Raw genomic sequence first — 22000 nt, 5'->3', positions numbered from 1 at the left:
CCAAATGTTATGAAGTGGCAGTAGTTAATTAGGAAATGTAATGCGTGTATTGAAAGTAACCGAGTTCGCCTCCGTATCGGGTGGCAATGATTCGCAATGTCCTGGCGGTTGGGCAAAGGGTTCCGATGGCAGTGTGGTTTGCTGCCCAGCAGGAAGCCGGGCCGATGTTGTCGTTAAAGATTCTGGTGGCCAAGGGGGCGGCCAAGTTGAAATGACGTTCTCCCAAAAGCTCTTGGGCAGTCTGGGTTTTGGCGGTGGGGGTGCCAGCCATACCCATGAGAGCCATGCTCAATGCGTCGAAAACAGTCCAGGGCTCAAAGCCACCCAGCCTCGACAGCAGTCGCCACAACCACGTAATTCGCCACAACCACGTAATTCGCCACAGCCACGTAATTCGCCACAGCCACGCGCATCGACGCCTTCTCCTGGTCCTGCTTGCTCTTCCGGAAGTGGCGGCGGCGACAGCGGCGGTGGCGACAGCGGCGGCGGCTGGGGAGGTGGCGGCGGCAGTACCGTGGCTAAATACGAACAAGATGACGAAATGTAAGCGGGGGCCGACGTCAATATCGGTTCGCTGAAATCTGGCAGCGCCACGTGTGGCGCTGCCACATCAAATGAAATCTATGAAAGTCATTCTTCAGACTGAAGCAAGTGAATGCGCGCTTGCCTGCCTTGCTATGGTCTCCTGCGCCCATGGCAACCAAGTCGACCTGATCAGCCTGCGACGCCGCTTCACCGTATCGCTCAAAGGCAGCAACCTGGAGCAGGTCGTCCATTATGCCGGTCTCATGAATTTCAGCAGCCGCGGACTGCGACTGGAGCTGGACGAGCTGGATCAGCTGAAACTCCCGTGCATGCTGCACTGGGACATGAATCACTTCGTCGTCCTCAGGCGCGTGGCCGGCAACAAGATAACGATCATCGATCCCGCTTTCGGGGAACGCGTCCTTGACTTTAAGCAGGTTTCCGGCCATTTCACCGGTGTCGCACTGGAGCTCACGCCGAACGCCCAATTTCGCCGCGCCGAAAACCGCCGGCAAGTAAAGCTATCGGATCTGACGGGCCGTGTACTTGGACTGAATATTTCACTGGGCCAGATCTTCCTGGTCTCGATCTTCCTACAATTGCTGGGTTTGGCAGCCCCCTTATTAAATCAGATGGTGGTCGACGATGTCCTGGCGGGCCACGACTGGGAGCTACTGCCTGTGCTCATGCTCGGCTTCGGCCTGGTGCTGCTGATCCAGACAGCCGTCACCATGGCGCGTGGCTGGATGGTGATGGTCCTGAGCCAGAGCCTGTCACTGCAGTGGTATAGCAATGTGTTCAGCCACATGCTGCGTTTGCCACTGGCCTTTTTCGAAAAACGCCACCTTGGCGACCTGCTCAACCGATTCAGTTCGATTGGCACGATCCAGAATACCCTCACCACCAATGCCGTCACGGTCTCGCTTGATGCGCTGACCGGCCTGATCGCCGTGGTCATGATGTGCCTCTATTCAGGACGCCTGGCCCTGATCACTCTCGGCGCCACTGCTGCCTACGCCCTGCTGCGCCTGATGTCCTACCGCGCCTACCGGAATGCTTCCCTCATGCGGATGAACAGCAGCTCGCGTGAAAATTCGCACTTTCTGGAGACCATGCGCGCAATGCTGCCGCTCAAGCTATTTGGACGCGAGCAAGAACGCCTCGCACGCTGGCAGAACCTCCGCGTGGAAGTGCAGAACCGCGATACCCAGAACACCATCATGAATATCTGGTTTGGTGCAGGCAATAGTCTGATTTTCGGCATCCAGAACTTGGCGGTGTATGGCGTGGGTGCCAGCCTGATCATGGACAGCAGGCAAAGTTCTGCCTTCACGATCGGCATGTTCTTCGCCTTTAACAGCTACGCCAGCCAGTTCACCGCACGCATGGCATCGCTGATCAATTACCTGGTCGAACTGCACATGCTTGGCTTGCACTCCGAACGCCTGGGTGATATCGCCTTATCAGAACCAGAGAAGGACTCCACACCTGCGAACGATTTGAGCCACCTTACGCCACGGATTGAGCTGCGCAATGTCAGTTTTCGCTATGGCGAAGGCGAATCCTGGGTAATCAAGGACGCCAACCTGGTCGTCGAACCGGGCCAGAGCGTGGCCATCGTCGGCGCCAGCGGCGGCGGCAAGACCACTTTGATGAAAATCTTACTTGGACTGCTCAAAACCCGCCACGGCGAGGTGCAATTTGGCGGCACCTCGATCGAAAAACTCGGCGTACGCAACTTCCGGCGCCTGATCGGCACTGTCATGCAGGAAGACGTCCTACTCACCGGCAGCATCGCCGAAAACATCAGCTTCTTCGACACCAAGCCTGATGAACAACTGATCCATGAATGCGCCAAGGCCGCTTTCGTATTTGACGAAATTAGCGCAATGCCGATGGGCTTCCACACATTGGTAGGCGACATGGGTTCCTCCCTGAGCGGAGGCCAGAAGCAGCGCATTCTGCTGGCGCGCGCACTCTACAAAAGGCCCATGATCCTGGCGATGGACGAGGCGACAAGTCATCTCGATTCGGACAACGAGCGACGTGTAACAGCGAAACTGAAAGAGCTGAACGTGACGCGCATCTTCATCGCACACCGCCGCGAAACGATAAACAGCGCAGACCGCGTATTCGAACTGAACAAAGGCCGCCTCACCGAGCGCAAGCCCGCCACAGCCCAACCGAACATTCTTAAGGACGCAGCAATATGAACAACTTCCCCCATCACGAGCTGGCCGGACAGACCAGCGCAGGGAAAGCCCCCCTCTTGCCGGAACGCGAACGGCGCAAGCCCGCACGCGCATTGGTTGGCTGGATGTCGAAAAAAGCGGCGGCGGAAACCTTGGCCGGCCGCCACCATAGCCCGAACGATCCAGATATCCTCAAGCGGGTGCGCGATGCGCACAACGCTGTCGCCGATCGGATCGGTACTTTTGACAGCACAGGCGCGGTTTACGATGTTCCTGAGATCCTCCGGGACTACGTGGATGCACTGAGCGCCATGCCCATGTATGACCTCTACCGGCGCCATGGCTGGCAGGTGAAAATGGTCGACCTGCGCAAAGTATGCGCGGTGCAGGAAATCGTCCACCTGGAACATGCAGTCAATCGCTTCGACGCTCTCCGTGCCGACGACTTGCTGTCGATTGCCAAGGTGTGCTTGCCGCAGAAAGGCGATGTGGGGGACGTCAAGGTCCATTGGTCCGAGGCCGACCAGCATTGGATACTTAGTTCCGAAAATCCAAACCTCAATGTATGCGCCCATTACAACGAGCCGCAAGATCTCGGTGGCGGACGCATGGTCCCGGCATATGGATTCTGTGCCGAGGCCCAACCTTCCCTTGTGCAGGTTGTCCATTACCGGGGCCGTTACATATTACGGGATGGTTATCACCGTTCTTTGGCGTTGGCAGCGCGCGGCATTCATCACATTCCCGTGGTATTCCGTGAATATGGCGAGTTCGAAAGCCTTGGCCTGAATAGCGGCTGCCTTGCGGAGCCCACTTTCCTCGGCAATAATCCGGCGACTATTTTTGACTTCCTCGACGACGAGGTGTCGGCGCCAACGACCTTGTCGGTGAAGAAGACGCTGATCGTTATTGAAGCCAAACGTTACGTGCTGTCGATTTAGAGGTAAATGGTGAAGTTGTTTCGGGACGAAGTGCTGCAAAAGGATCAGAACTGGCTGGGAACAGTACGTTTGGCCCGCCCCCTGAGCTTTTCGGTCATTGCTGCCGCTGTAGGCGTGGCCCTGCTACTGACGGTGGCATTTCTCGCCTTCGGCAATGTCACCCGCAAGGCCAAACTCGCAGGCTTGCTGGTTCCTGCAGAAGGGAGCCAGAATATCACGACGCCGCAAAATGGCGTAGTGCTGGAGCGGCTCGTGCATGAAGGACAGCATGTGGAAGCTGGAGAAACCCTTCTTGTCATTAGCCTCGAACGCAAAAGCCTGGTCGGCGGCGGCATAGAAAACACCAGCGAAGCGGTTGCCCAGGAAATCAGCCGGCGTCAGCTACTGGTGGAGGATGCGAGGCTCCTGAGCCGGATGCGCATCATGCAACAGCGGCAATCGGCGCAAGAACGCTTGGCCGGGATCGACGCCGAAATGGCTCAGACTGACGAAGCAATCCATCTGCAGCAGCAAAAGATCGCGCTTGAACAAGACAGCATTGAACGCCTGAAGCCGCTAGTAGCCAGCGGCTATCTTGCAGAATCAAAGCTCATCGAAAAGCGCGAAATGCACATCGATGCAATGAGCCAAATGCAATCGCTGACACGCGCACGTTCTTCCCTGATGCGCGACCGCAGAAGCTTACGCGGCGAGATCGACAATTTCGACGTGCAGCTGAAATCGGAGGCAAATGCCTTGGACGTTCAGCAAAGCACTCTGAAACAGGATGAACTGGAAAATGCTGCCCGAAGACAGCTGGTGCTGACCGCCCCCAGCTCCGGCACTGTTTCCGCGATTGAAATCAAGCCCGGCCAATCCGTTCAGGCCGGGCAGACCCTGGCGACCGTATTGCCAAATACCAGAGGCGGAAATACTCTGGAAGCCCAACTCTTTGCGCCTAGCCGGACCGTGGGGTTTGTGCGGCCAGGCCAAAGCGTCTATATCCGCTATGCAGCCTTCCCTTTCCAGAAGTTTGGCATGCATGAAGGCCATATCAAGGCCATTTCGGCGACGCCGTTTTCACCGAGCGAACTGCCTCCGGAACTTGCGCAGCAGCTGCTTGCACAGAATGGAAGTACAGAGGGGCTGTATCGCATTTCCGTAGCGCTGGATAAGCAAACCGTCCAAGCCTACGGAGAGGCGCAAGCGCTGAAACCAGGCTTCGTACTCGAAGCCGACGTGATTCAAGCGCGGCTCAAGCTGTGGGAGCTGATGTTCGAGCCGCTCCTCGCAATCGAGAAAAAAATGCAAATAGATTGACCATGGACTTTGACTTAATCAAGCATCATTGGGGTTTCAAGGCAGCGTTCCTGGCCACAGCGCTTACATCGCCAATTTGCCAGGCAAACTCCGTTACGAAATTGCGCGACGACATACACTTCCGCGTCTATGCAAACGGTCGCTTCGACTATACCCAGACCGTCGTTACCCGGATTGACGATGACGAGGCTGCACAGAACAATCGCATGGTACGGATCTGGTTCGACCCAAACCGGGAAAAAGTCGACGTCCGGGAAGCATGCATCAAGAGACAAAACGGCAAACGCTGGTGCGCGGTCAAGAGCCAGATGAAATTGCAACCAGGCACGCTAAAGATGTTGGACGCCGAGTTTACGAACTTTCGTGCGCTCGGCATTTCTTTCGACCAGTTGGCCAGCGGCGACGAGCTGGTACTCGTGACCCATAGCAGGATGGTCGGCAAGCCGCCCATTGCAAATCAGTTTGCTGCAATGACCGAGCCAGGTTTGGCACGCTCACCCGCCACGGTATCCATGTCGATTGACTTGCCAACAAGTATGCCACTTCGGGACTTGGTGCAGGGATTCCGCGCAACGCGTACAAGGCTCGCTCACGGCCGTCAGTTCTACCGCTGGGTCTGGGATGGCAAGCCAGACCCGCGCGTCGAGACAAACGGGGTCGATTCGGGATTGCGAAGGGCCCAGGTCCGGGTCTCCACTTTTGCAGATTACGCAAGCATTGCTCGCACCTTCGACAGCATGTTTGAGACGCAGTCCATGCCAGATCAAGAACTGTCGCAACTGGTTGAGCATCTGATCGCAGGCGTCAGCGCTCCCAGGGACCGCGCTCTTGCCCTCTATCGCTGGGTTCAGGACAATATTCGCTACAGGGCGGTGTATGGCGCGGACGGCCGGATCATCCCCAAACATTCGGCCGCTGCCATTTACACTGCCCGCATTGGCGACTGCAAAGACCACGTCGTATTGTTGAATGCGATGTTGAAGGCAGCGGGGATCGACAGTTCTCCCGCATTGATCGCCTTGGGACAGGAGTTCTTCAGCGTGCCGGACACGCCAACACCAGTCTTTGACCATGTCATTACCTACATTCCTTCGCTGGACCTTTATCTTGATGGCACATTCAAGGATGCCGCCGGCCCCTATCTTCCCGGCCGTCTCTACGACAAGCCCGTCTTGCTGACACGTAGCGGCGTCTTGTCGCGCACGCCCTTCAATCAAGCAGGACGCGAAACACGTCAAACTTCCTTTGTGTTGCAGTCGGATGGCTCGGCAAGGTTCGACTATAAGGAGCAAGTGGAGGGGCTGCGCGGAGCGCTATTGCGCCGAAAACACAATGGCTACGCCAAGCTTCCTTCGGGCGACTGGGCCGAACCAATGTTGGCCGGACGCGCCTGGGACGGCGGCGGCATGGAGGAGCCCAGCGCCCCTGAAGGAAAGCATGACGCATACGCTTATCGTCTGCACGCCAGGATCGAGCACTTCCTAAAGCCTGGCCAGTCAGCCTTCGAGCTCGATAGCTCACTCAATTCCGGCATCTTTGATCTTGCTGCGGAACTGGATCGCGAAAAAGTCAGGTCCCAGCCTTTCCTTTGCGATCCAGCGGACCACGAGGAAACAGTCAGCTATATTCTTCCCGACGGATTTGAACCGGCTTCCTTGCCGTCCGATGTCGCTGTGCAGGCTGGCATCCTGCGCTACTCCGCAAGCTACCAGCATACAGGTCAGAACATCATGGCCACTCGCAAGCTCGTCCTGCTGAAACCAGGCACCCGCATTTGCACCCCAGCCGACTTTGAACGCTTGCAGCCTGCGCTGGATGCGATTCGCTCTGACCTGCTGTACAAAGTATCGTTGCAACCTGTCGCAGAAGCTACCAATGCCACCGTTGGCGCAAGCGGCGGCACCTAAGGCTGCCGGATGAAAAACGGGGCGGCAACTGCCGCCCCGCCTGGACACATATCTGCCGATAATCGCTTAGAAGGCAGTATCGAACTTCACATACATCGAACGGCCATTCATGCCGAACGGGCAGGTTTCCCAGCAATATTTGAAGCCGATGTTTGCCAAGCCGCCGCCATTGGTCCACTCGGAAGGATAGGTGTCAAACAGGTTGTTGACGCCAAACGATACGCTGGTCTTCTTGCTGAAGTTATAGCGAACGCTCGTATCGAGCAGCCATTTGGCTTCCCAGGTGTGCAGGGGACCGAAGCCTTCGCCGCTCACTTCGCCGTAGTAGTTGGCGCGGGCGTTGACGTTCCATGGGCCGAAGGTGTAGTCGGCCGCCACCACGTGGTGCTTGCGTGGCTGGCCGTGTTCGATCAAGGTCACCTGCGCCTGGCTGAACAGCTGGTCGCCGGTCAACAGGCTGGATGGCGAATGGCGTTTGGTCACCTCGGTCTTGTTGAAGCCCAGCTGGCCGGACAGCACCAGGGTGGACGATTCAAACTTGGTCGTGTGGTCGGCCACGATGTCCAGGCCGCGGGTCTTGGTGTCGACCGCATTGGTGAAGAACTGTGCCTGCCCCACCCCCAGCGGGTTAAGCACGTTGGCGATCGGTCCGCCGCCGGCTTCTGGCGAGATCTCGCTCGAGAACACGATACGGTCCTTGATCTTGATCTGGTAAACGTCGGCGGTCAGCGACATATTCTTGGCAGGACGCAGCACCATGCCGACCGATGCGTTGCGCGACGTCTCTTCTTTCAGTGGCTTGATGCCCAGCGCCGTGGTGACGGCGCTGCCTTCGCGGGCGGTCAAGGTCTCGGTCAGCTGGCCTGCGCCGTTCAGGTTGGTCGAGACCGAGCTGTAGAACTTCTGCTGCACGCCCGGTGCGCGGAAGCCGGACGATACGCTGGCGCGCAGGCCGAATTCCTTGATCGGGTCCCAGCGGGTGCTGAACTTGCCGGTCACGGTGCTGCCGAAGTCCGAGTACTTTTCATAACGTACCGCGCCGGCCAGCAGCAGCTCTTTGACCGGGTGGTATTCGCCATCCAGGAACAGCGCGATATTGTGACGGCCTTCGTCCACGGCCGTGGCCGGGGTATAGCCGGGGAAGCCTTGGGTGCCGGAAGCCGCTGTGCCGCCATTCTGGTTTTTGATGACGACAGCCGGGTTATTGGTGCGGCCGTACTGGTAGGACACAGGGTCGCCCGCAACAATCTGGTAATTGTCCTGGCGGTATTCAAAACCGGTCGCCAGGAACACTTCCTGGCCGCCCAGCTTGATCGGCCCTTTCACATCGGCGTTGATGGTGGTCTGGTTGAATTTCAGCTTGCCGGTATCGGCTTCGAATGGCGAGTCGGCGTAAATCCCTCCGCCCGGCTTCGGCTCATACCAGTAGGAGATGTTGATGGTCTGCTTCTCGTGGAAATCAAACTCGCTAGCGCCGTGGTTGATGCTGATGTCGGCCTTCCAGTCGTTGGGCAAATCGCGGCGGTAGCCAAAGGCGAACGACGCGTCTTTGATCGTCGTACGGATGTTGGGCAGGAAGCCTTCTGGATATACGGAAGGCACATTCCGGTCATCATCCTTTGGACGGAAGAAGCCAGAGGAATCGCCTTTGCGCTTGGATAAGCCGCCGAAAGCGTAGAACTCGCTGCCATTATCGATCGGCAGCGCTGCGTTCCACCACAGGTAGCCGTCCTTGGCATTGCCGTCGCCGATGCGCATGGTCCTGCGCGGAGGATTCGTGCGTGCGTCAAGACCGGCGCGGTTGGTTTCGCCGCGCTTGCGCGCTTCCAGGGAAACATTGATGAAGCCGCCGTTTTCGCCCAGCGCCCAGCCGCGGTTCACGCTGCCGGAATACAGGTCGCCGTCGCCTTCCTTGGTGGTGCCGTACTGGCCGCTGAGCGCGGTTTCGCCCACGTTCGACTTCAGCACGATGTTGATCACGCCGGCGATGGCGTCCGAGCCGTATTGGGCCGCCGCGCCGTCGCGCAGCACTTCGATGTGGTGGATGGCCGACAGCGGAATCGCGTTGATGTCGGTACCGGCCGAACCGCGGCCGATGGTCTGCTGCACGTTCACCAGGGCCTGCTGGTGGCGGCGCTTGCCGTTCACCAGCACCAGCAGCTGGTCAGGGCCAAGCGAGCGCAGAGTCGCAGGGCGGATGCTGTCGGTACCGTCGCTGACGGTGGTGGAGGAGAAGTTGAACGACGGATCCAGCGACTGCAGCAGCTTGCCCAGTTCGAGCGGACCGGCCGACGTCATGTCCTTCATATTGATCAGGCCAACCGGTGCTGCGGTGTCGAGCGCGGTCTTGGCGGTAGCGCGCGAGCCCAGGACGACAACGGTTTGCTGTTCATCGGCGGCAGTCTGGGCAACAACCTGGGAAGTGGCCAGTAAAACAGCACTGGCGATAAGGGTGCGTTTCATATCTTGATCCAATCTCTCTAACGATTTTTATGTGGTGCCGCCAAAAAATACTAACCTCGCACAATAAAACTCACAAAGGAATAATTCATTTATAACAAGTGATTTGCCTGCCAACGTTGCAAGAATGGAACAGCTTGCGGCTATTGGCTTGTCTCCGCCCCGGTGCTACATTGTCAGCAAGCGATCCATGGGAGGAAGTGTGATGACTGATGCTCTGTTGCTGACCGACCGTTTGTGCGACCTGACCGAAATGGCCCTGCAGGCCTACACCAAGTTCGAGAAGGCCACTGTCTACTGCACCGCCAAACAGCTGATGGCCGACTTCGAGAATGCCGGGCTGCCGCTGGCGGCCTTCGACAAACTCGCCGCCATCCAGGCCAGCATCCTGGCGGCCGTCGAATTCGCCCCGCCGGGCGGCAAGAACAATCCCCAGTGCATCGTCAGCGCACGCAACGAGATCGCCGCGCTGCGCGACATGCTGAAAGAAAAAAAGCGCCCCGAGGGGCGCCTGCAAGAACATCTGCACTAGTCGTTGCAGGAGCCTGGTGATCGTCGCCCCCGCCCGACCGGCATATTTCTTAAACCGTCACTTGTTCGGTTGCGGCGTAAGGCGCAGGTATGGGCGCGGCGCCTTGAAGCCCGCCGGGTACTTCTGCTTGATCACTTCCGGATCCTGCACGGTAAGCGGGATGATCACGTCGTCGCCATCCTTCCAGTTGCCCGGGGTGGCGACGGTGTGCTTGTCCGTCAGTTGCAGGGCGTCGATCACGCGCAGCACCTCGTCGAAGTTGCGGCCGGTGCTCATCGGGTAGGTGATCGAGAGGCGGACCTTTTTGGCCGGGTCGATCACGAACAGCGAGCGCACGGTGGCGGTGGCCGACTGGTTCGGGTGGATCATGTCGTACAGCGCCGACACCTTGCGGTCGGCGTCGGCGATGATCGGGAAGCCGACCACGGTCTGCTGCGTCTCTTCGATATCCTTGATCCATGCATGGTGCTTGTCGGCGGGATCCACCGACAGCGCGATCGCTTTCACATTGCGCTGATCGAACTGCGGCTTGAGCTTGGCGGTCAGGCCAAGCTCCGTGGTGCAGACCGGGGTGAAATCGGCCGGGTGCGAAAACAGCACGACCCAGGAATCGCCGGCCCATTCATGAAACCTGATGCTGCCAATGCTGGAATCCTGTTCGAAGTCCGGTGCGGTATCGCCAAGGCGCAAACTCATTCATTTTCTCCATTGTTAAATTTGATGCGCGCTGCGCCAGGACTTGCAGCAGCCGCTGGCCAAAACGCCAGTCGCCCAAGCCCGAATCAGCGTTGATATGTCCCAAGGCCCCGGCGTTGACGAAGTCGCTGCCCCAGCGCTGCGCCCAGGTTTCGGCGCGCTTGGCCGTCATCCATGGATCGTTGGTGCTGGCCACCATGATCGAAGGGCATGGCAACTCTCCGTGCGGCAGCAGGGAGCTGACCTGGAACTTATCGGGATCGGCAGGCCCCACCAGCAACACGCCCGCCACGTGGGGGGAGGATGAACGTGACAGGCTCAATGCAGTGGTGAGGCAGCCGAAACTGTGTGCAACGATGAGGGTCGGGCGGCGGTCTTCATCCAGTACTTCATCCAGGCGGTCGGCCCAGCGCAGCAGGACCGGATCGCTCCAGCGCTTCTGCTCTACCCGCTCGAAGCGCGGGTACAGGCGCTGCCAGCGCGACTGCCAGTGATCGGGGCCGCTGTTGTGCAGGCCCGGCGCGACCAGGACGCGGAATCGGTTCAGTTGTTGGATCGCCATGAGACCCTCCGTTGCTTGAATTATTTACCCGCGACCTTGGCGCCGGGCTGGTAGATCTGGTCGAATACGCCGCCATCGGCAAAGTGCGTCTTTTGCGCGATGCTCCAGTCGCCGGCCACGTCGCTGATCTTGAACAGCTTCACGTTCGGGAATTGGGCGGCGTACTTCTTCGCTTCCTTCTCCACGCTCGGGCGGTAGTAGTTCTTCGCGATGATGGCCTGGGCCTGGTCGGTGTACAGGAAGTTCAGGTAAGCCTCGGCCACTTTGCGGGTACCGCGTTTGTCGACCACCTTGTCGACCACGGCGACCGGCGGTTCGGCCAGGATGGAGGCCGACGGCGCCACGATTTCCACCTTGTCCGCGCCCAGCTCCTTGATCGCCAGCAGGGCTTCGTTTTCCCATGCGATCAGCACGTCGCCGATGCCGCGCTCGACGAAGGTGGTGGTGGCGCCGCGCGCCCCCGAATCGAGCACCGGCACGTTCTGGTACAGCTTCTTCAGGAAGTCGCGGGCGCTGGCGTCGCTGCCGCCCGGCTGGCGCAGGGCGTAGCCGTAGGCCGCCAGGTGGTTCCAGCGCGCGCCGCCGGAGGTTTTCGGATTGGGGGTGATGACGGCCACGCCCGGCTTGACCAGGTCGTTCCAGTCCTTGATGCCTTTCGGGTTCCCTTTGCGAACCAGGAAGACGACGGTGGAGCTGTAGGGGGCGGCGTTGTGGCCCAGGCGCTTCTGCCAGTCCTTGCCCACCAGGCCGCGCTCGGCGATGGCATCGATATCGTAGGCCAGCGCCAGCGTTACCACGTCGGCTTCCAGGCCGTCGATCACGGCGCGGGCCTGCTTGCCGGAGCCGCCGTGCGACTGCTTGATTTTGACGTTGTCGCCGGTCTTGGCCTTCCACTCCTTGGCGAAGGCCGCGTTGACATCCTGGTACAGCTCGCGGGTCGGGTCATACGAGACGTTGAGCAAGCTCACGTCGGCGGCCTGGGCCACGGCAGCGGTGGCGAACAAGGCGGCGGCAATCAGTTTCCTGGACAGCATCTGGATTCCCCTTAATGTTTGGAGATGCCAGATTACCTGCCGCCTATATAAATACGAACGAATACTTTCTTCGTTCGTTATACCGGAAAGTAATTAAAAGAAGCGATTGAACAGGACGACCGCCCAGGTCGCGCCTGCCAGCAGGCAGGCCAGCAGCACGGCGGCGCTGCCGAAGTCCTTGGCGTTCTTCGATAGCGGGTGGCGTTCCAGCGAGACCCGGTCCACCACCGCTTCAATGGCCGAGTTGATCAGCTCGACGATCAAGACGATCACCATGCTGCCAATCAACACCAGTTTCTGGAAAGCAGAGACGGGCAACAGCACGGCCGCAATGGCGCCCACCACGAACACGGCCAGTTCCTGGCGGAAGGCGTGCTCCGAACGGACGGCGGTTTTCAAGCCATCGATGGAGTAGAAAAAGGCCGAAAAAATGCGCTTCAGGCCGCTCTTGCTTTTGAATTCACTAGTTGGTTCCATGGGGACGGATTATAGCGACAGATTCCCATTTTTTTCACATCATGGTATAAATAAGTCTGCCTATACCGCACCGCACCAACCACATTATGAAAAGCGAAACCCTGCCCCCGCAGGAACAAAAGACCACCATCCAGGTCATCGACCGCATGACGGCCCTGCTTGACGCCTTGGCCAAATACCCCGATCCGGTCAGCCTGAAAGAGCTGTCCAAGGTCTCCGGCCTGCACCCGTCCACCGCCCACCGCATCCTGAACGACCTGGTGGTGACGCGCTTTGTCGACCGGGTGGAGCCGGGCACCTACCGCCTCGGCATGCGCCTGCTGGAACTGGGGAATGTGGTGAAGAGCCGCCTGTCCGTACGCGAAGCGGCGCTGGATTCGATGCGTGCATTGCACAAGAAAACGCAGCAGACCATCAACCTATCGGTGCGCCAGGGCGACGAAATCGTCTACATCGACCGCGCCTATTCCGAGCGCTCGGGCATGCAGGTGGTGCGTGCGATCGGCGCGCGCGGCCCGCTGCACCTGACGTCGACCGGCAAGCTGTTCCTGTCGGTGGACGAGCCGAAGGCGATCCGCGCCTATGCCACCCGCACCGGGCTGGCTGGGCACAACAAGAATTCGATTACCGACCTGGCGCGCCTGGAGCGCGAGCTGAGCCTGGTGCGCGCGCGCGGCTATGCGCGCGACAACGAGGAACTGGAACTGGGGGTGCGCTGCATGGCGGCCGGCATCCTCGACGATTCCGGCAAACTGGTGGCAGGCTTGTCGATTTCCGCGCCGGCCGACCGGCTGCAGGACGAATGGCTGGAAGACCTGGTCAATACCGCCAACCAGATCTCCGCCACCCTGGGCTACATCCCCGAGTAAGACTGGGCGCTGGTGCTGGCGCCGCTCACATTGTCACCGAAGGCCGGCCTGAGGGCGGCCAGCCACTTCTTCATGCGGGTGGCGTCCGCCACGCGGGCCGCCGTGCCTTTGGCATCCAGCAGCACCATGATGACGGCGCGCCCTTCCACAATCGCCTGCATGATCATGCAGCGGCCCGCTTCATTGATGAAGCCGGTCTTCTGCAGGCCGATTTCCCAGCCCGAATTCGGCGCCACCAGACGGTTGGTCGTGCCGAAGGTGACCGGGTGGCCGTTGTTTTCCACCACCGCTTTCGGGTCGGTGGAGAATTCGCGCAGGATCGGGTGTTCGTAGGCAGCCTGCACCAGTTTGGCCAGGTCGCGGGCGCTGGCCACATTCATCTTGGACAGGCCGTTGGAATCCACATAACGGGTGTCGTTCATGCCCAGCGACTGCGCCTTGTCGTTCATGGCCATGACGAAGGCCGGCAAGCCGCCCGGATAATTGCGGCCCAGGGCGGACGCGGCGCGGTTCTCCGAACTCATCAGTGCGATGTGCAGCATATTGCGGCGGGTCAACTGGTCGCCGACTTTCAGGCGCGAGGAACTGAATTTTTCACGGTCGACGTCTTCGTCGGTGACGGTCAGCACTTCATCCAGGTCCTGGTTGGCTTCCACCACCACCAGGCCCGTCATCATCTTCGTGATCGAGGCGATCGGCAGGGCAACGCCGGCATTCTTTTCGAACAGGACTTCGGAATTGGCCTGGTCCAGCACCAGGGCCACATTGGATTTCAGGTCCAGCGGGTCGCGCACCAGGTTCAGGCCCGCCAGGTCGCCCTCGGTCGGGCGGCTGTAATCATTGACCTTGCTCATGCGCTGGTAAATGATCTTGCTGTGGCCGCGCACCATGACCGTACGCTTGACCATCTGGACTTTGGCTGCCGGGGCGGCATGACGGACGCCTGCTTTCTTGATGGCCGCCTGCGCAGAACCCATCGATGCCGATGCGCAAAGCACGGACACCAGCACGCTGATAGCAAGTTTGTTCATTCGTCATTCCCCGGTGTGAAACAGCAGAATCGCTAGTTGCAGTGTAGCAAAACCAAATTCCTGCGCAAGCTTTTCTGAAGTAAAGTTTTCAGCCTCACAATACACAATTTCCCTAGTGACGCGGGCCTGCAACGAAAGCTTGTTCACTCCATAAATTTAACAAATTTGGCAAGCGGCTCGCGCTCGGTCACCAGCGTATTTTCAATTTTGCCACGATCGGCAAAACCAAGCGACATTCCGCATACAACAGTTTCACTGGCGGGCAATCCAAGCACCTCGCTGATGATGCGGTGGTACTGGGTAAAGGCGGCCTGCGGGCAGGTATCGAGGCCGCGGCCGCGCGCCGCCACCATGATATTTTGCAAAAACATCCCATAATCGAGCCAGGAGCCCTGCTCCATGATGCGGTCGATGGTGAAGATCATGCCGACCGGCGCGTCGAAGAATTTGAAATTGCGGCCATGCTGGGCCGCCATGCCGGCCTTGTTGTCGCGGGTCAGGCCCAGCAGCGCGTACAAGTCCCAGCCCACTTTGCGGCGGCGGTCGATGAAGGGCGAGACCCACTCGCGCGGGTAATAGGCGTATTCCTCGATATGCAGCTTGTTCAGCTCGGGATCGGCATAGGCGGCCAGGATGCGGGCCGACAAGGCCTCCTTCATGGCGCCCGTCAGCACATAGACTTTCCAGGGCTGGGTATTGGTGCCGGAGGGCGCACGGGCGGCCACTTCCAGGATGGCTGCGATATCCTGCTGCGCCACCGGGGTCGGCAGGAACGCGCGGATCGAGCGGCGCGAGGTGATGGCCGTGTCGACGGCTTGCTGTTCTGGGGAGGTGATCATGGTGGCCTGGCCTGTTGGTTGCTCAACCACAAATATTACTCCAATCGCCGCCGCGGCCCTACTGGCATCGCCTGGTGGCAAACGCAGCTGCCTGGCAGCAATTGGCGTGCAACTTCTATCAAGAAATCCTTTGGTGACAATAAGTTAGTTACTTTGTGCAACGCACAAAAAGCGCTTGACTTTGCCCCCTGAACCCGGATAATCGGCTTTGTTGCGTTGCACAATACGTTGTTTTCAGTTGTAGAAGCAGCAAGTTCCAACGACTAATTTACTTATTTGGAGAGTCCAATGTTTGCGATTCCTGAGCAGTTTTCAAATGCCACCAAGGCAAACTTCGAAAGCCAATTCGCACTCTTTTCTTCGCTGACCAACAAAGCCTTCGAAGGCGTTGAGAAGTTCGTAGACCTGAACATCACCGCTGCCAAGGCATCGCTGGAAGAATCGTCGGTCGCTACCAAGCAGCTGCTGGCTGCCAAAGACCCGCAAGAATTCTTCACGCTGACCGCTGCCCAGGCCCAGCCAGCCGCCGAGAAAGCCATCGCTTACAGCCGCCACCTGGCGTCGATCGCTTCCGGCACCGGCGCGGAATTCAGCAAGGCCGCCGAGTCGCAGATCGCCGAGACCAACCGCAAGGTGATCTCCCTGGTTGACGAAGTGAGCAAGAATGCCCCAGCCGGCAGCGAAAGCGCCGTTGCCCTGTTCAAGTCCGCCCTGAACAACGCCAACGCCGGCTACGAGCAGTTCACCAAGAGCGCCAAGGCCGCCGCTGAAACCTTCGAAGCCAATGTGAACGCCGCTGTGAACCAGTTCAGCGCCGCCGCCACGTCCGCAAAGAAGCAGTAATCCATACCTCCGCCGGCCTTGATGGCCGGCCATGAAGCAACGCTGTACACAGGTCTCCTCGGCATCCGTGGTTTCCTCTCAGCGGGTGTCCTTCACGAGCCCCGGCTAGTCCGGGGCTTTTTTTGCACCAAAGTTTACAATTCATCCAAAACGAGATAATCTGTCTTAATGACAAAGCGCACGCCCGACCAGCAGCACTTGCTGGACCAGATGAAACACGTCGCCGAGGGCCTTGGCCGAACGCTGGCCCCGTTCACCGAGGTGGTCCTGCACGACCTGCTCGACCCCGGCCATGCCGTGCTGGCGATCCATAACAATCTTTCCGGCCGCGCCGTGGGCGAGCCCGCAACGGAACTGGGACTGGCGCGGATTGCCGATCCCGCCTTCCCGCAAGTGCTGGCCAACTACCCGAATACCTTCCCGGACGGCCGCCCGGCAAAGAGCACGTCGGTCGGCATCAAGGACAAAAACGACCAATACATTGCCGCCCTGTGCCTGAATGTGGACCTGAACCTGTTCCGCAGCCTGCAGGCGATGCTGGGGCAGTTCAGCAATGTCGATCCAGCCGCCGCCGTGATCGAATCGCTGGCGCCGGCCGCCGGGGCGGACGCGATCCGCGCCCATATCGAACAATTCGCCGCACGGCTCTCGACCACGCCGCGCGCCTTGAAAGCCGACGACCGCCGCGCCCTGATGCGCGAACTGGGCGACGCCGGCCTGCTGCAAATGCGGCGCTCGATGGAAACCATCGCGGCCCACCTGGGCGTATCCCGCGCCACGGTGTACAACTATGCAAAATAACGACGCCAGCTTGCTGCTGCTCGACCGCGATGCCGTCGCGGCGCTGCTGCAGCCGGACGATGTGCGCGCCGCGGTGCGCGAAGCATTCGCACTGCACGCACAACGGGCCGCGCGCGTGTTCCCGCTGGTGCGCGAGGAGCTGCCGGGCAGCGCGGTATTCGGCATCAAGTCGGGCGACGTGCCGTCGCAGGCGCTGCTTGGCTTCAAGGCCGCCGGATTCTGGCCCGCCAACCGCGAAGCCGGCGGCGTAGCGCACCAGGCCACCATCATGCTGGTCGATCCGCGCAGCGGCCGCCCGCTGTGCATCGCCGACGGCAATGCCGTCACCACCGCGCGCACGGCCGCCGCCGGAGCGCTCGGGCTGCAATTGCTGGCGCGCGCCGACAGCGCACAACTATGCGTGTTCGGCACCGGCGTGCAAGCACGCGGCCATGTCGACTACGCGCTGCACGCCCTGCCCTCGCTCCAGCGCGTGCGCTATGTGACCGCGGATGGCCGGCAGGACGCGGCGTTTGAAGCCCTGTTTGCCGGCCGCAGCGATGTCGCGCCGGCAGGCGGCGCCGGCACGGCCGCCGCCGATGCGGCCGTCGCGGCGGCGGACATCGTCATCACGGCCACGCCCGGCCACAGCACGCTGTTCAGCGCCGGCGCCGTGCAGGCCGGCACGCACATCAACGCCGTCGGCGCGGATACGCAAGGCAAGCGCGAACTGCCGCAAGGCCTGCTGCAGCGCGCGCGGGTCTGGGCCGACGACCTGCCGCAAGCGCGCCGTATCGGCGAGCTGCAATGGGCGCCAGGGTTGCCAGCGGCCGAACTGGGCGAACTCTTGGCGGCGCCGCTGCCCCGCAAGGCGGGCGACATCACGATATTCGATATGACGGGCATCGCCCTGCAAGACCTCACCACGGTGCGCATGCTGTACCAGCGCGCCATCGCCAACAATATCGGCCGGAACATTCCCTGGCCCTGGTAAGGAAAGAAAATATGACCCTCCCGACTTATGCAGACATCGTCGCGGCCGCCGGCCGCATTGAAGGCCACGCCCACCGTACGCCGGTGCTGACTTCGCGCAGCGCCGACGAAGAGCTGGGCGCGCAGCTCTATTTCAAGGCGGAGAACCTGCAGCGCATGGGCGCCTTCAAGTTCCGCGGCGGCTTCAACGCGCTGTCGCGTTTCAGCCCGGCGCAGCGCAAGGCGGGCGTGGTGGCCTTCTCGTCCGGCAACCATGCGCAGGCGATCGCGCTGTCGGCCAAGCTGCTCGGCATCCCGGCGACCATCATCATGCCGGAAGACGCGCCCGCGTCGAAGATCGCCGCGACGCGCGGCTACGGCGGCAATGTCGTGACGTACGACCGCTACAAGGAAGACCGCGAAGCCATCGGCCGCCAACTAGCCGAAGAAAAAGGCATGACCTTGATCCCGCCCTACGACCACGCGGACGTGATTGCCGGCCAGGGTACGGCGGCGAAGGAACTGTTCGAGGAGGTGGGCGAACTCGATTACTTCTTTGTGTGCCTGGGCGGCGGCGGCCTGCTGTCAGGCTCCGCGCTGGCGACGCGCGCGCTGTCGCCGCAGTGCAAGCTGTACGGCGTCGAGCCGGAGGCGGGCAACGACGGCCAGCAATCGTTCCGCAGCGGTACGATCGTGCACATCGATACCCCGCAGACCATCGCCGACGGCGCGCAGACGCAGCACCTGGGCGCGCTGACCTTCCCCATCATCCAGCGCGATGTGGACGACATCCTGACCGTCAGCGACGCCGAACTGGTCGATGGCATGCGCTTCTTCGCCGCGCGCATGAAGATCGTGGTCGAACCTACCGGCTGCCTGGGCTTCGCGGCGGCGCGCAAGATGAAGGAAGCGCTGCGCGGCAAGCGGGTGGGCGTGCTGATCAGCGGCGGCAACGTGGATCTCGCACGCTTCGCCAAGCTGCTGGCCTAAGAGGCCGTTTCAACATGGCCATGGCGTTGTTGCAGCTCCTTGCCGTGCAGGCGCACTGCCTTCGTCGCTGCGCCTAGCCACGCCCATTTGGAAACAGCCGCTAAGTCACCGTCTGCGCGGCGCGCATGGCGTGGCCGCGCCAGTTCACGGGCTGCACGTCGAATTCGCTGCACAGTTCGCGGAACTGCTGGCTGCCGAGGAACTGGTATTCCTTGACGCGGAACGCCGCCCCGCCCCAATCCTTCAGCGCCGGATGGCACATGGCCAGCCCGCCCTGCGCCGGTGCGCTGGCCAGCCAGCCATACCAGCGCGCCGCCAGGTCGGCCGCGGCGGAACGGTCGTAGACGCCCATGAAATCGGCATTGCTGCGGCAGGCGATGCGTTCCAGGCGGCGCGCCAAACTGGCGCTGCCCAGCATGCCGATCACGGCCGCCTTGCCGCCGCGCCAGCGGCGCGAGGCGGTATTGCGCACGCGGATGCGTTTCGCGCCGTGCCGCTCCAGCAATTGCACCAGCGCCTCGCGGATGACGGGAAACTGGTGCACATGCTGGTGGCCATCGATGAAGTCGGGCAGCCGCCCCGTCAGCTCGCCAAAGCGCTGGAACTGTCCCTCCAGCGCCGCACGCACATGCGCCGCATTCAGTGTGCCGCTCCAGGCAGCAAGCATCAGGGACGGCAACCCGGTCTCGCGGCGATAAGCGGCGCGCGCCATCTCGCTGGTGAAATCCAGGTGCAGTCCGAGGTCGGCCCCCTGGCGCGCGATGGCCCCCAGCGTTTCGCGATTCGGCCGCCCCAGTGCCATGACGCTGGCAGCGCTCACAATCCCCCGGCCCACCAGCTCAGCCACGGCGTCATCCACGGCGGGATGCATGCCGACGTCCTCGGCATTGATGATCAAGCTTTTCATTGTTTTAATTCCGCAAACGTCCTGGCCCGGCTTTGGGTAACATGCTCAGGCTGACTGATGATCATGCGAACAGGCTAGCAGGGGCAGAATTAAGGCATCGTTAACGCAGGTTAAGAAATAATATTGATAAGACAACTTCAAGGAGACAGGGTGCGATTGTTACTGGTGGAAGACGACGACATGATCGGCGAAAGCATCGAGGCCGGACTGCGCGGGGAAAACTACGCGCTCGATTGGGTGCGCGACGGCGGCAGCGCCGAACTGGCGGCGGCCACGGGCAGCTACGACCTGGTGCTGCTCGACCTGGGCCTGCCGCGGCGCGAAGGCATGGCGGTGCTGCGCAGCTTGCGCGCGCGCGGCGAAGACATGCCGATCCTGGTGGTCACGGCGCGCGAAGGCACGGCAGCGCGCATCGAGGCGCTGGACGCCGGCGCCGACGACTACCTGGGCAAGCCGTTCGACCTGGATGAACTGCTGGCGCGCATCCGCGCCCTGCTGCGGCGCCGGGTGTCGCGCAGCACCTCGCTGATCGTGCATGGCCGCCTGAAGCTCGATCTGGCCAGCCACACCATCACCTGCGACGGCGCCGAAGTATTGCTGTCGGCGCGCGAATTCGCCGTGCTGCGCGTCCTGCTGGATGAACCGGGCGCGGTGGTCCCCAAACGCCAGCTGGAGGAGCGCCTGTACGGCTGGAATGCCGAAATCGAGAGCAATGCCATCGACGTCCATATCCACCACCTGCGCAAGAAGCTGGGCGCGGGCCTGATCCAGAATGTGCGCGGCGTCGGCTACAAAGTGGCGGCGTCATGATGTCGACCTTGCGCCGCCAGCTGATGGTGGGCATGCTGTGTGCCACCCTGGCCGCCACCCTGGCTGCCGGCTGGCTGCAATACCGGGCTCTGCGCATCGAGACCAACGAACTGGCCGACATGCAATTGCGCCAGCTGGTCGAAGCCCTGCCCGACAAGCTGGCCTATGACATCCCGACACCGACCGCTGAAGATCCGGACGAGGACTTCGTGCTGCAGGCATGGGATGAACTGGGCGAGCAGATATACGATTCCAAACCGTCGGCGCGGGCGCCGCGCCACGACCTGTCCGGCTTCGCGGTGATCGAACAGAACGGCGCTGCCTGGCGCGTCTTCGGCGATACCGCCAATGGACGCTATGTGCAGGCCAGCCAGCCGATCGCGGTGCGCAACCGCATGGCCGCCGCCATCGCGCTGCGCACCGGCATGCCCCTGCTGGCCTTTGTCGGCGTGATGGCGCTGCTGGTGCGCTGGGTCGTCAGCCGCGCCATGCGCCCGCTGGAATACCTGGCCAAGGCGGTGGCGCACCGTTCGCCCGCCATGCTCGATCCGCTGCCGCCGGACGGCTGGCCCGGCGAGCTGACGCCGGTGGTGCACGCGCTGAACGGGCTGCTGGAGCGCTTCGGCCGCTCGCTGGCGACGCAGCGCATCTTTGTCGCCGACGCGGCGCACGAGCTGCGCTCGCCAATCACCGCGCTCAAACTGCAGCTGCGCCTGATGGAGCGTGCCGACAGCGAAGCGGCGCGCCAGCAGAATTTCGCCAAGATGCATGAGCGGCTCGACCGCACCAGCCACCTGGTGCGGCAATTGCTCAACCTGGCGCGGGTGGAGGCCGGGCCGGCGGCCCAGGATGTGCAGAACGTGGACTTGCAGCGCCTTGCCTGCGAGGCGGTGGCCGACTACAGTGCGCTGGCGGAAAGCCGGCGCGTCGACTTGGGCGTCGAAGCGCAGGAAGCGGTGTATGTGCGGGCCGACCCGGACGGCCTGCGCATCCTGCTCAATAACCTGCTGGACAACGCCCTGCGCTACGCGCCCGACGATGGCCGGGTCGATGTGATCGTGCAGCAGCAGGGGCGAGGCGCCCTGCTGCGCGTCAGCGATAACGGGCCGGGCGTCAATGCGGCCGACCTGGAGCGCCTGTCGGACCGCTTCTTCCGCCCCGAAGGCAGCCGCCCGGGCGGCTGCGGCCTGGGCCTATCCATCGTGCGCCATATCGCCGACAACCACGGCGCCCGCCTGCATATGGACAACCGCGCCGGCGGCGGCTTCAGCGTATCGGTCGAGTTTTGAGCCACGGCGCGCAAGCCAGGGCCGGATCACCCGGCCCGGCGCATC

The 22000-nt window shown here is 61.3% G+C and carries 20 protein-coding genes; 12 read left to right on the top strand and 8 right to left on the bottom strand.

Annotation, left to right across the window (positions count from 1 at the left end; all coding sequences use genetic code 11):
• Window positions 1–623: 623 nt before the first annotated feature.
• From H597_RS0108955 to H597_RS0108940, 4 genes are read left to right on the top strand one after another with little or no spacing between them, the layout of a single operon-like run.
• Window positions 624–2738 carry a peptidase domain-containing ABC transporter gene (locus H597_RS0108955; protein WP_028101840.1) on the top strand — a complete coding sequence of 705 codons (2115 nt, stop codon included), beginning with the start codon at window positions 624–626 and terminating at the stop codon, window positions 2736–2738.
• On the top strand, window positions 2735–3658 hold the full coding sequence (locus H597_RS0108950; RefSeq protein ID WP_028101839.1) for a hypothetical protein: 924 nt from the start codon (window positions 2735–2737) through the stop codon (window positions 3656–3658). The genes H597_RS0108955 and H597_RS0108950 overlap by 4 nt, the downstream gene beginning before the upstream one ends.
• Window positions 3659–3664: 6 nt before the next feature.
• Window positions 3665–4957 (top strand): HlyD family secretion protein, encoded by a 1293-nt coding sequence (locus tag H597_RS0108945; protein ID WP_028101838.1) that lies wholly within the window; start codon window positions 3665–3667, stop codon window positions 4955–4957.
• A 2-nt stretch (window positions 4958–4959) separates the two neighbouring features.
• The gene (locus H597_RS0108940) at window positions 4960–6864 is read left to right on the top strand and encodes a DUF3857 domain-containing transglutaminase family protein (protein ID WP_035373584.1); all 1905 of its coding nucleotides are present in this window, start codon (window positions 4960–4962) and stop codon (window positions 6862–6864) included.
• Between the two features lie 66 nt (window positions 6865–6930).
• On the opposite strand, the gene H597_RS0108935 is transcribed toward H597_RS0108940, so the two are convergent.
• Window positions 6931–9327, bottom strand: coding sequence for a TonB-dependent receptor plug domain-containing protein (locus H597_RS0108935; protein ID WP_028101836.1), 2397 nt, complete (start codon window positions 9325–9327; stop codon window positions 6931–6933).
• Between the two features lie 202 nt (window positions 9328–9529).
• Between H597_RS0108935 and H597_RS0108930 the strand changes: the two genes are divergently transcribed.
• Window positions 9530–9856, top strand: coding sequence for a hypothetical protein (locus H597_RS0108930; RefSeq protein WP_028101835.1), 327 nt, complete (start codon window positions 9530–9532; stop codon window positions 9854–9856).
• Window positions 9857–9913: 57 nt separating this feature from the next.
• Here the strand turns inward: H597_RS0108930 and H597_RS0108925 are convergent, their stop codons facing one another.
• The 4 genes from H597_RS0108925 to H597_RS0108910 form a co-directional block, all read right to left on the bottom strand.
• Window positions 9914–10552 carry a peroxiredoxin gene (locus H597_RS0108925; protein ID WP_028101834.1) on the bottom strand — a complete coding sequence of 213 codons (639 nt, stop codon included), beginning with the start codon at window positions 10550–10552 and terminating at the stop codon, window positions 9914–9916.
• On the bottom strand, window positions 10479–11114 hold the full coding sequence (locus tag H597_RS30285) for an RBBP9/YdeN family alpha/beta hydrolase (RefSeq protein ID WP_083941016.1): 636 nt from the start codon (window positions 11112–11114) through the stop codon (window positions 10479–10481). Before H597_RS30285 ends, H597_RS0108925 begins: the two co-directional genes overlap by 74 nt.
• 20 nt (window positions 11115–11134) lie before the next feature.
• Window positions 11135–12148, bottom strand: coding sequence for a sulfate ABC transporter substrate-binding protein (locus tag H597_RS0108915; protein WP_028101833.1), 1014 nt, complete (start codon window positions 12146–12148; stop codon window positions 11135–11137).
• 93 nt (window positions 12149–12241) lie between these two features.
• The gene (locus tag H597_RS0108910) at window positions 12242–12625 is read right to left on the bottom strand and encodes a diacylglycerol kinase (RefSeq protein ID WP_028101832.1); all 384 of its coding nucleotides are present in this window, start codon (window positions 12623–12625) and stop codon (window positions 12242–12244) included.
• Between the two features lie 86 nt (window positions 12626–12711).
• Here H597_RS0108910 and H597_RS0108905 point away from each other — a divergent pair, with 86 nt between their 5' ends.
• Window positions 12712–13494, top strand: coding sequence for an IclR family transcriptional regulator (locus tag H597_RS0108905; RefSeq protein ID WP_028101831.1), 783 nt, complete (start codon window positions 12712–12714; stop codon window positions 13492–13494).
• Here the strand turns inward: H597_RS0108905 and H597_RS0108900 are convergent.
• The gene (locus H597_RS0108900) at window positions 13479–14525 is read right to left on the bottom strand and encodes a serine hydrolase (RefSeq protein ID WP_028101830.1); all 1047 of its coding nucleotides are present in this window, start codon (window positions 14523–14525) and stop codon (window positions 13479–13481) included. The two genes, H597_RS0108905 and H597_RS0108900, sit on opposite strands and share 16 nt — an antisense overlap.
• 143 nt (window positions 14526–14668) lie before the next feature.
• The gene (locus H597_RS0108895) at window positions 14669–15364 is read right to left on the bottom strand and encodes a nitroreductase (RefSeq protein WP_028101829.1); all 696 of its coding nucleotides are present in this window, start codon (window positions 15362–15364) and stop codon (window positions 14669–14671) included.
• A 288-nt stretch (window positions 15365–15652) separates the two neighbouring features.
• On the opposite strand from H597_RS0108895, the gene phaP reads away from it, so the two are divergent.
• The 4 genes from phaP (at window position 15653) to H597_RS0108875 (ending at window position 18949) form a co-directional block, all read left to right on the top strand.
• The gene (gene phaP, locus H597_RS0108890; RefSeq protein WP_028101828.1) at window positions 15653–16207 is read left to right on the top strand and encodes a TIGR01841 family phasin; all 555 of its coding nucleotides are present in this window, start codon (window positions 15653–15655) and stop codon (window positions 16205–16207) included.
• A gap of 168 nt (window positions 16208–16375) precedes the next feature.
• A complete protein-coding gene (locus H597_RS0108885; protein WP_028101827.1) occupies window positions 16376–17008 on the top strand; it encodes a helix-turn-helix transcriptional regulator in 633 nt (210 codons plus the stop codon).
• A complete protein-coding gene (locus tag H597_RS0108880; protein ID WP_028101826.1) occupies window positions 16998–17981 on the top strand; it encodes an ornithine cyclodeaminase family protein in 984 nt (327 codons plus the stop codon). The genes H597_RS0108885 and H597_RS0108880 overlap by 11 nt, the downstream gene beginning before the upstream one ends.
• 11 nt (window positions 17982–17992) lie before the next feature.
• Window positions 17993–18949 (top strand): threo-3-hydroxy-L-aspartate ammonia-lyase, encoded by a 957-nt coding sequence (locus H597_RS0108875; protein WP_035373581.1) that lies wholly within the window; start codon window positions 17993–17995, stop codon window positions 18947–18949.
• A gap of 100 nt (window positions 18950–19049) precedes the next feature.
• On the opposite strand, the gene H597_RS33185 is transcribed toward H597_RS0108875, so the two are convergent.
• Window positions 19050–19856, bottom strand: coding sequence for a ChbG/HpnK family deacetylase (locus tag H597_RS33185; RefSeq protein WP_051293639.1), 807 nt, complete (start codon window positions 19854–19856; stop codon window positions 19050–19052).
• 150 nt (window positions 19857–20006) lie between these two features.
• Between H597_RS33185 and H597_RS0108865 the strand changes: the two genes are divergently transcribed.
• Window positions 20007–20666, top strand: a complete 660-nt coding sequence (locus tag H597_RS0108865; RefSeq protein WP_028101824.1) for a response regulator — start codon at window positions 20007–20009, stop codon at window positions 20664–20666.
• The gene (locus H597_RS0108860) at window positions 20663–21955 is read left to right on the top strand and encodes an ATP-binding protein (RefSeq protein WP_083941015.1); all 1293 of its coding nucleotides are present in this window, start codon (window positions 20663–20665) and stop codon (window positions 21953–21955) included. The genes H597_RS0108865 and H597_RS0108860 overlap by 4 nt, the downstream gene beginning before the upstream one ends.
• Window positions 21956–22000: the final 45 nt, after the last annotated feature.

Origin of the sequence: Pseudoduganella violaceinigra DSM 15887 (assembly GCF_000425385.1) — a bacterium.
GTDB lineage: Bacteria > Pseudomonadota > Gammaproteobacteria > Burkholderiales > Burkholderiaceae_D > Rugamonas > Rugamonas violaceinigra.
This window is presented reverse-complemented; position numbering and strand designations above follow the sequence as displayed.

Coding starts and splice junctions, on each gene's coding strand:
- H597_RS0108955 (WP_028101840.1), top strand. CDS start 624: ATGAAAGTCATTCTTCAGACTGAAGCAAGTGAATGCGCGCTTGCCTGC.
- H597_RS0108925 (WP_028101834.1), bottom strand. CDS start 10,552: ATGAGTTTGCGCCTTGGCGATACCGCACCGGACTTCGAACAGGATTCC.
- H597_RS0108945 (WP_028101838.1), top strand. CDS start 3,665: ATGGTGAAGTTGTTTCGGGACGAAGTGCTGCAAAAGGATCAGAACTGG.
- H597_RS0108905 (WP_028101831.1), top strand. CDS start 12,712: ATGAAAAGCGAAACCCTGCCCCCGCAGGAACAAAAGACCACCATCCAG.
- H597_RS0108885 (WP_028101827.1), top strand. CDS start 16,376: ATGACAAAGCGCACGCCCGACCAGCAGCACTTGCTGGACCAGATGAAA.
- H597_RS0108950 (WP_028101839.1), top strand. CDS start 2,735: ATGAACAACTTCCCCCATCACGAGCTGGCCGGACAGACCAGCGCAGGG.
- H597_RS30285 (WP_083941016.1), bottom strand. CDS start 11,114: ATGGCGATCCAACAACTGAACCGATTCCGCGTCCTGGTCGCGCCGGGC.
- H597_RS0108935 (WP_028101836.1), bottom strand. CDS start 9,327: ATGAAACGCACCCTTATCGCCAGTGCTGTTTTACTGGCCACTTCCCAG.
- H597_RS0108900 (WP_028101830.1), bottom strand. CDS start 14,525: ATGAACAAACTTGCTATCAGCGTGCTGGTGTCCGTGCTTTGCGCATCG.
- H597_RS0108915 (WP_028101833.1), bottom strand. CDS start 12,148: ATGCTGTCCAGGAAACTGATTGCCGCCGCCTTGTTCGCCACCGCTGCC.
- H597_RS0108940 (WP_035373584.1), top strand. CDS start 4,960: ATGGACTTTGACTTAATCAAGCATCATTGGGGTTTCAAGGCAGCGTTC.
- H597_RS33185 (WP_051293639.1), bottom strand. CDS start 19,856: ATGAAAAGCTTGATCATCAATGCCGAGGACGTCGGCATGCATCCCGCC.
- H597_RS0108880 (WP_028101826.1), top strand. CDS start 16,998: ATGCAAAATAACGACGCCAGCTTGCTGCTGCTCGACCGCGATGCCGTC.
- H597_RS0108895 (WP_028101829.1), bottom strand. CDS start 15,364: ATGATCACCTCCCCAGAACAGCAAGCCGTCGACACGGCCATCACCTCG.
- phaP (WP_028101828.1), top strand. CDS start 15,653: ATGTTTGCGATTCCTGAGCAGTTTTCAAATGCCACCAAGGCAAACTTC.
- H597_RS0108930 (WP_028101835.1), top strand. CDS start 9,530: ATGACTGATGCTCTGTTGCTGACCGACCGTTTGTGCGACCTGACCGAA.
- H597_RS0108875 (WP_035373581.1), top strand. CDS start 17,993: ATGACCCTCCCGACTTATGCAGACATCGTCGCGGCCGCCGGCCGCATT.
- H597_RS0108910 (WP_028101832.1), bottom strand. CDS start 12,625: ATGGAACCAACTAGTGAATTCAAAAGCAAGAGCGGCCTGAAGCGCATT.
- H597_RS0108860 (WP_083941015.1), top strand. CDS start 20,663: ATGATGTCGACCTTGCGCCGCCAGCTGATGGTGGGCATGCTGTGTGCC.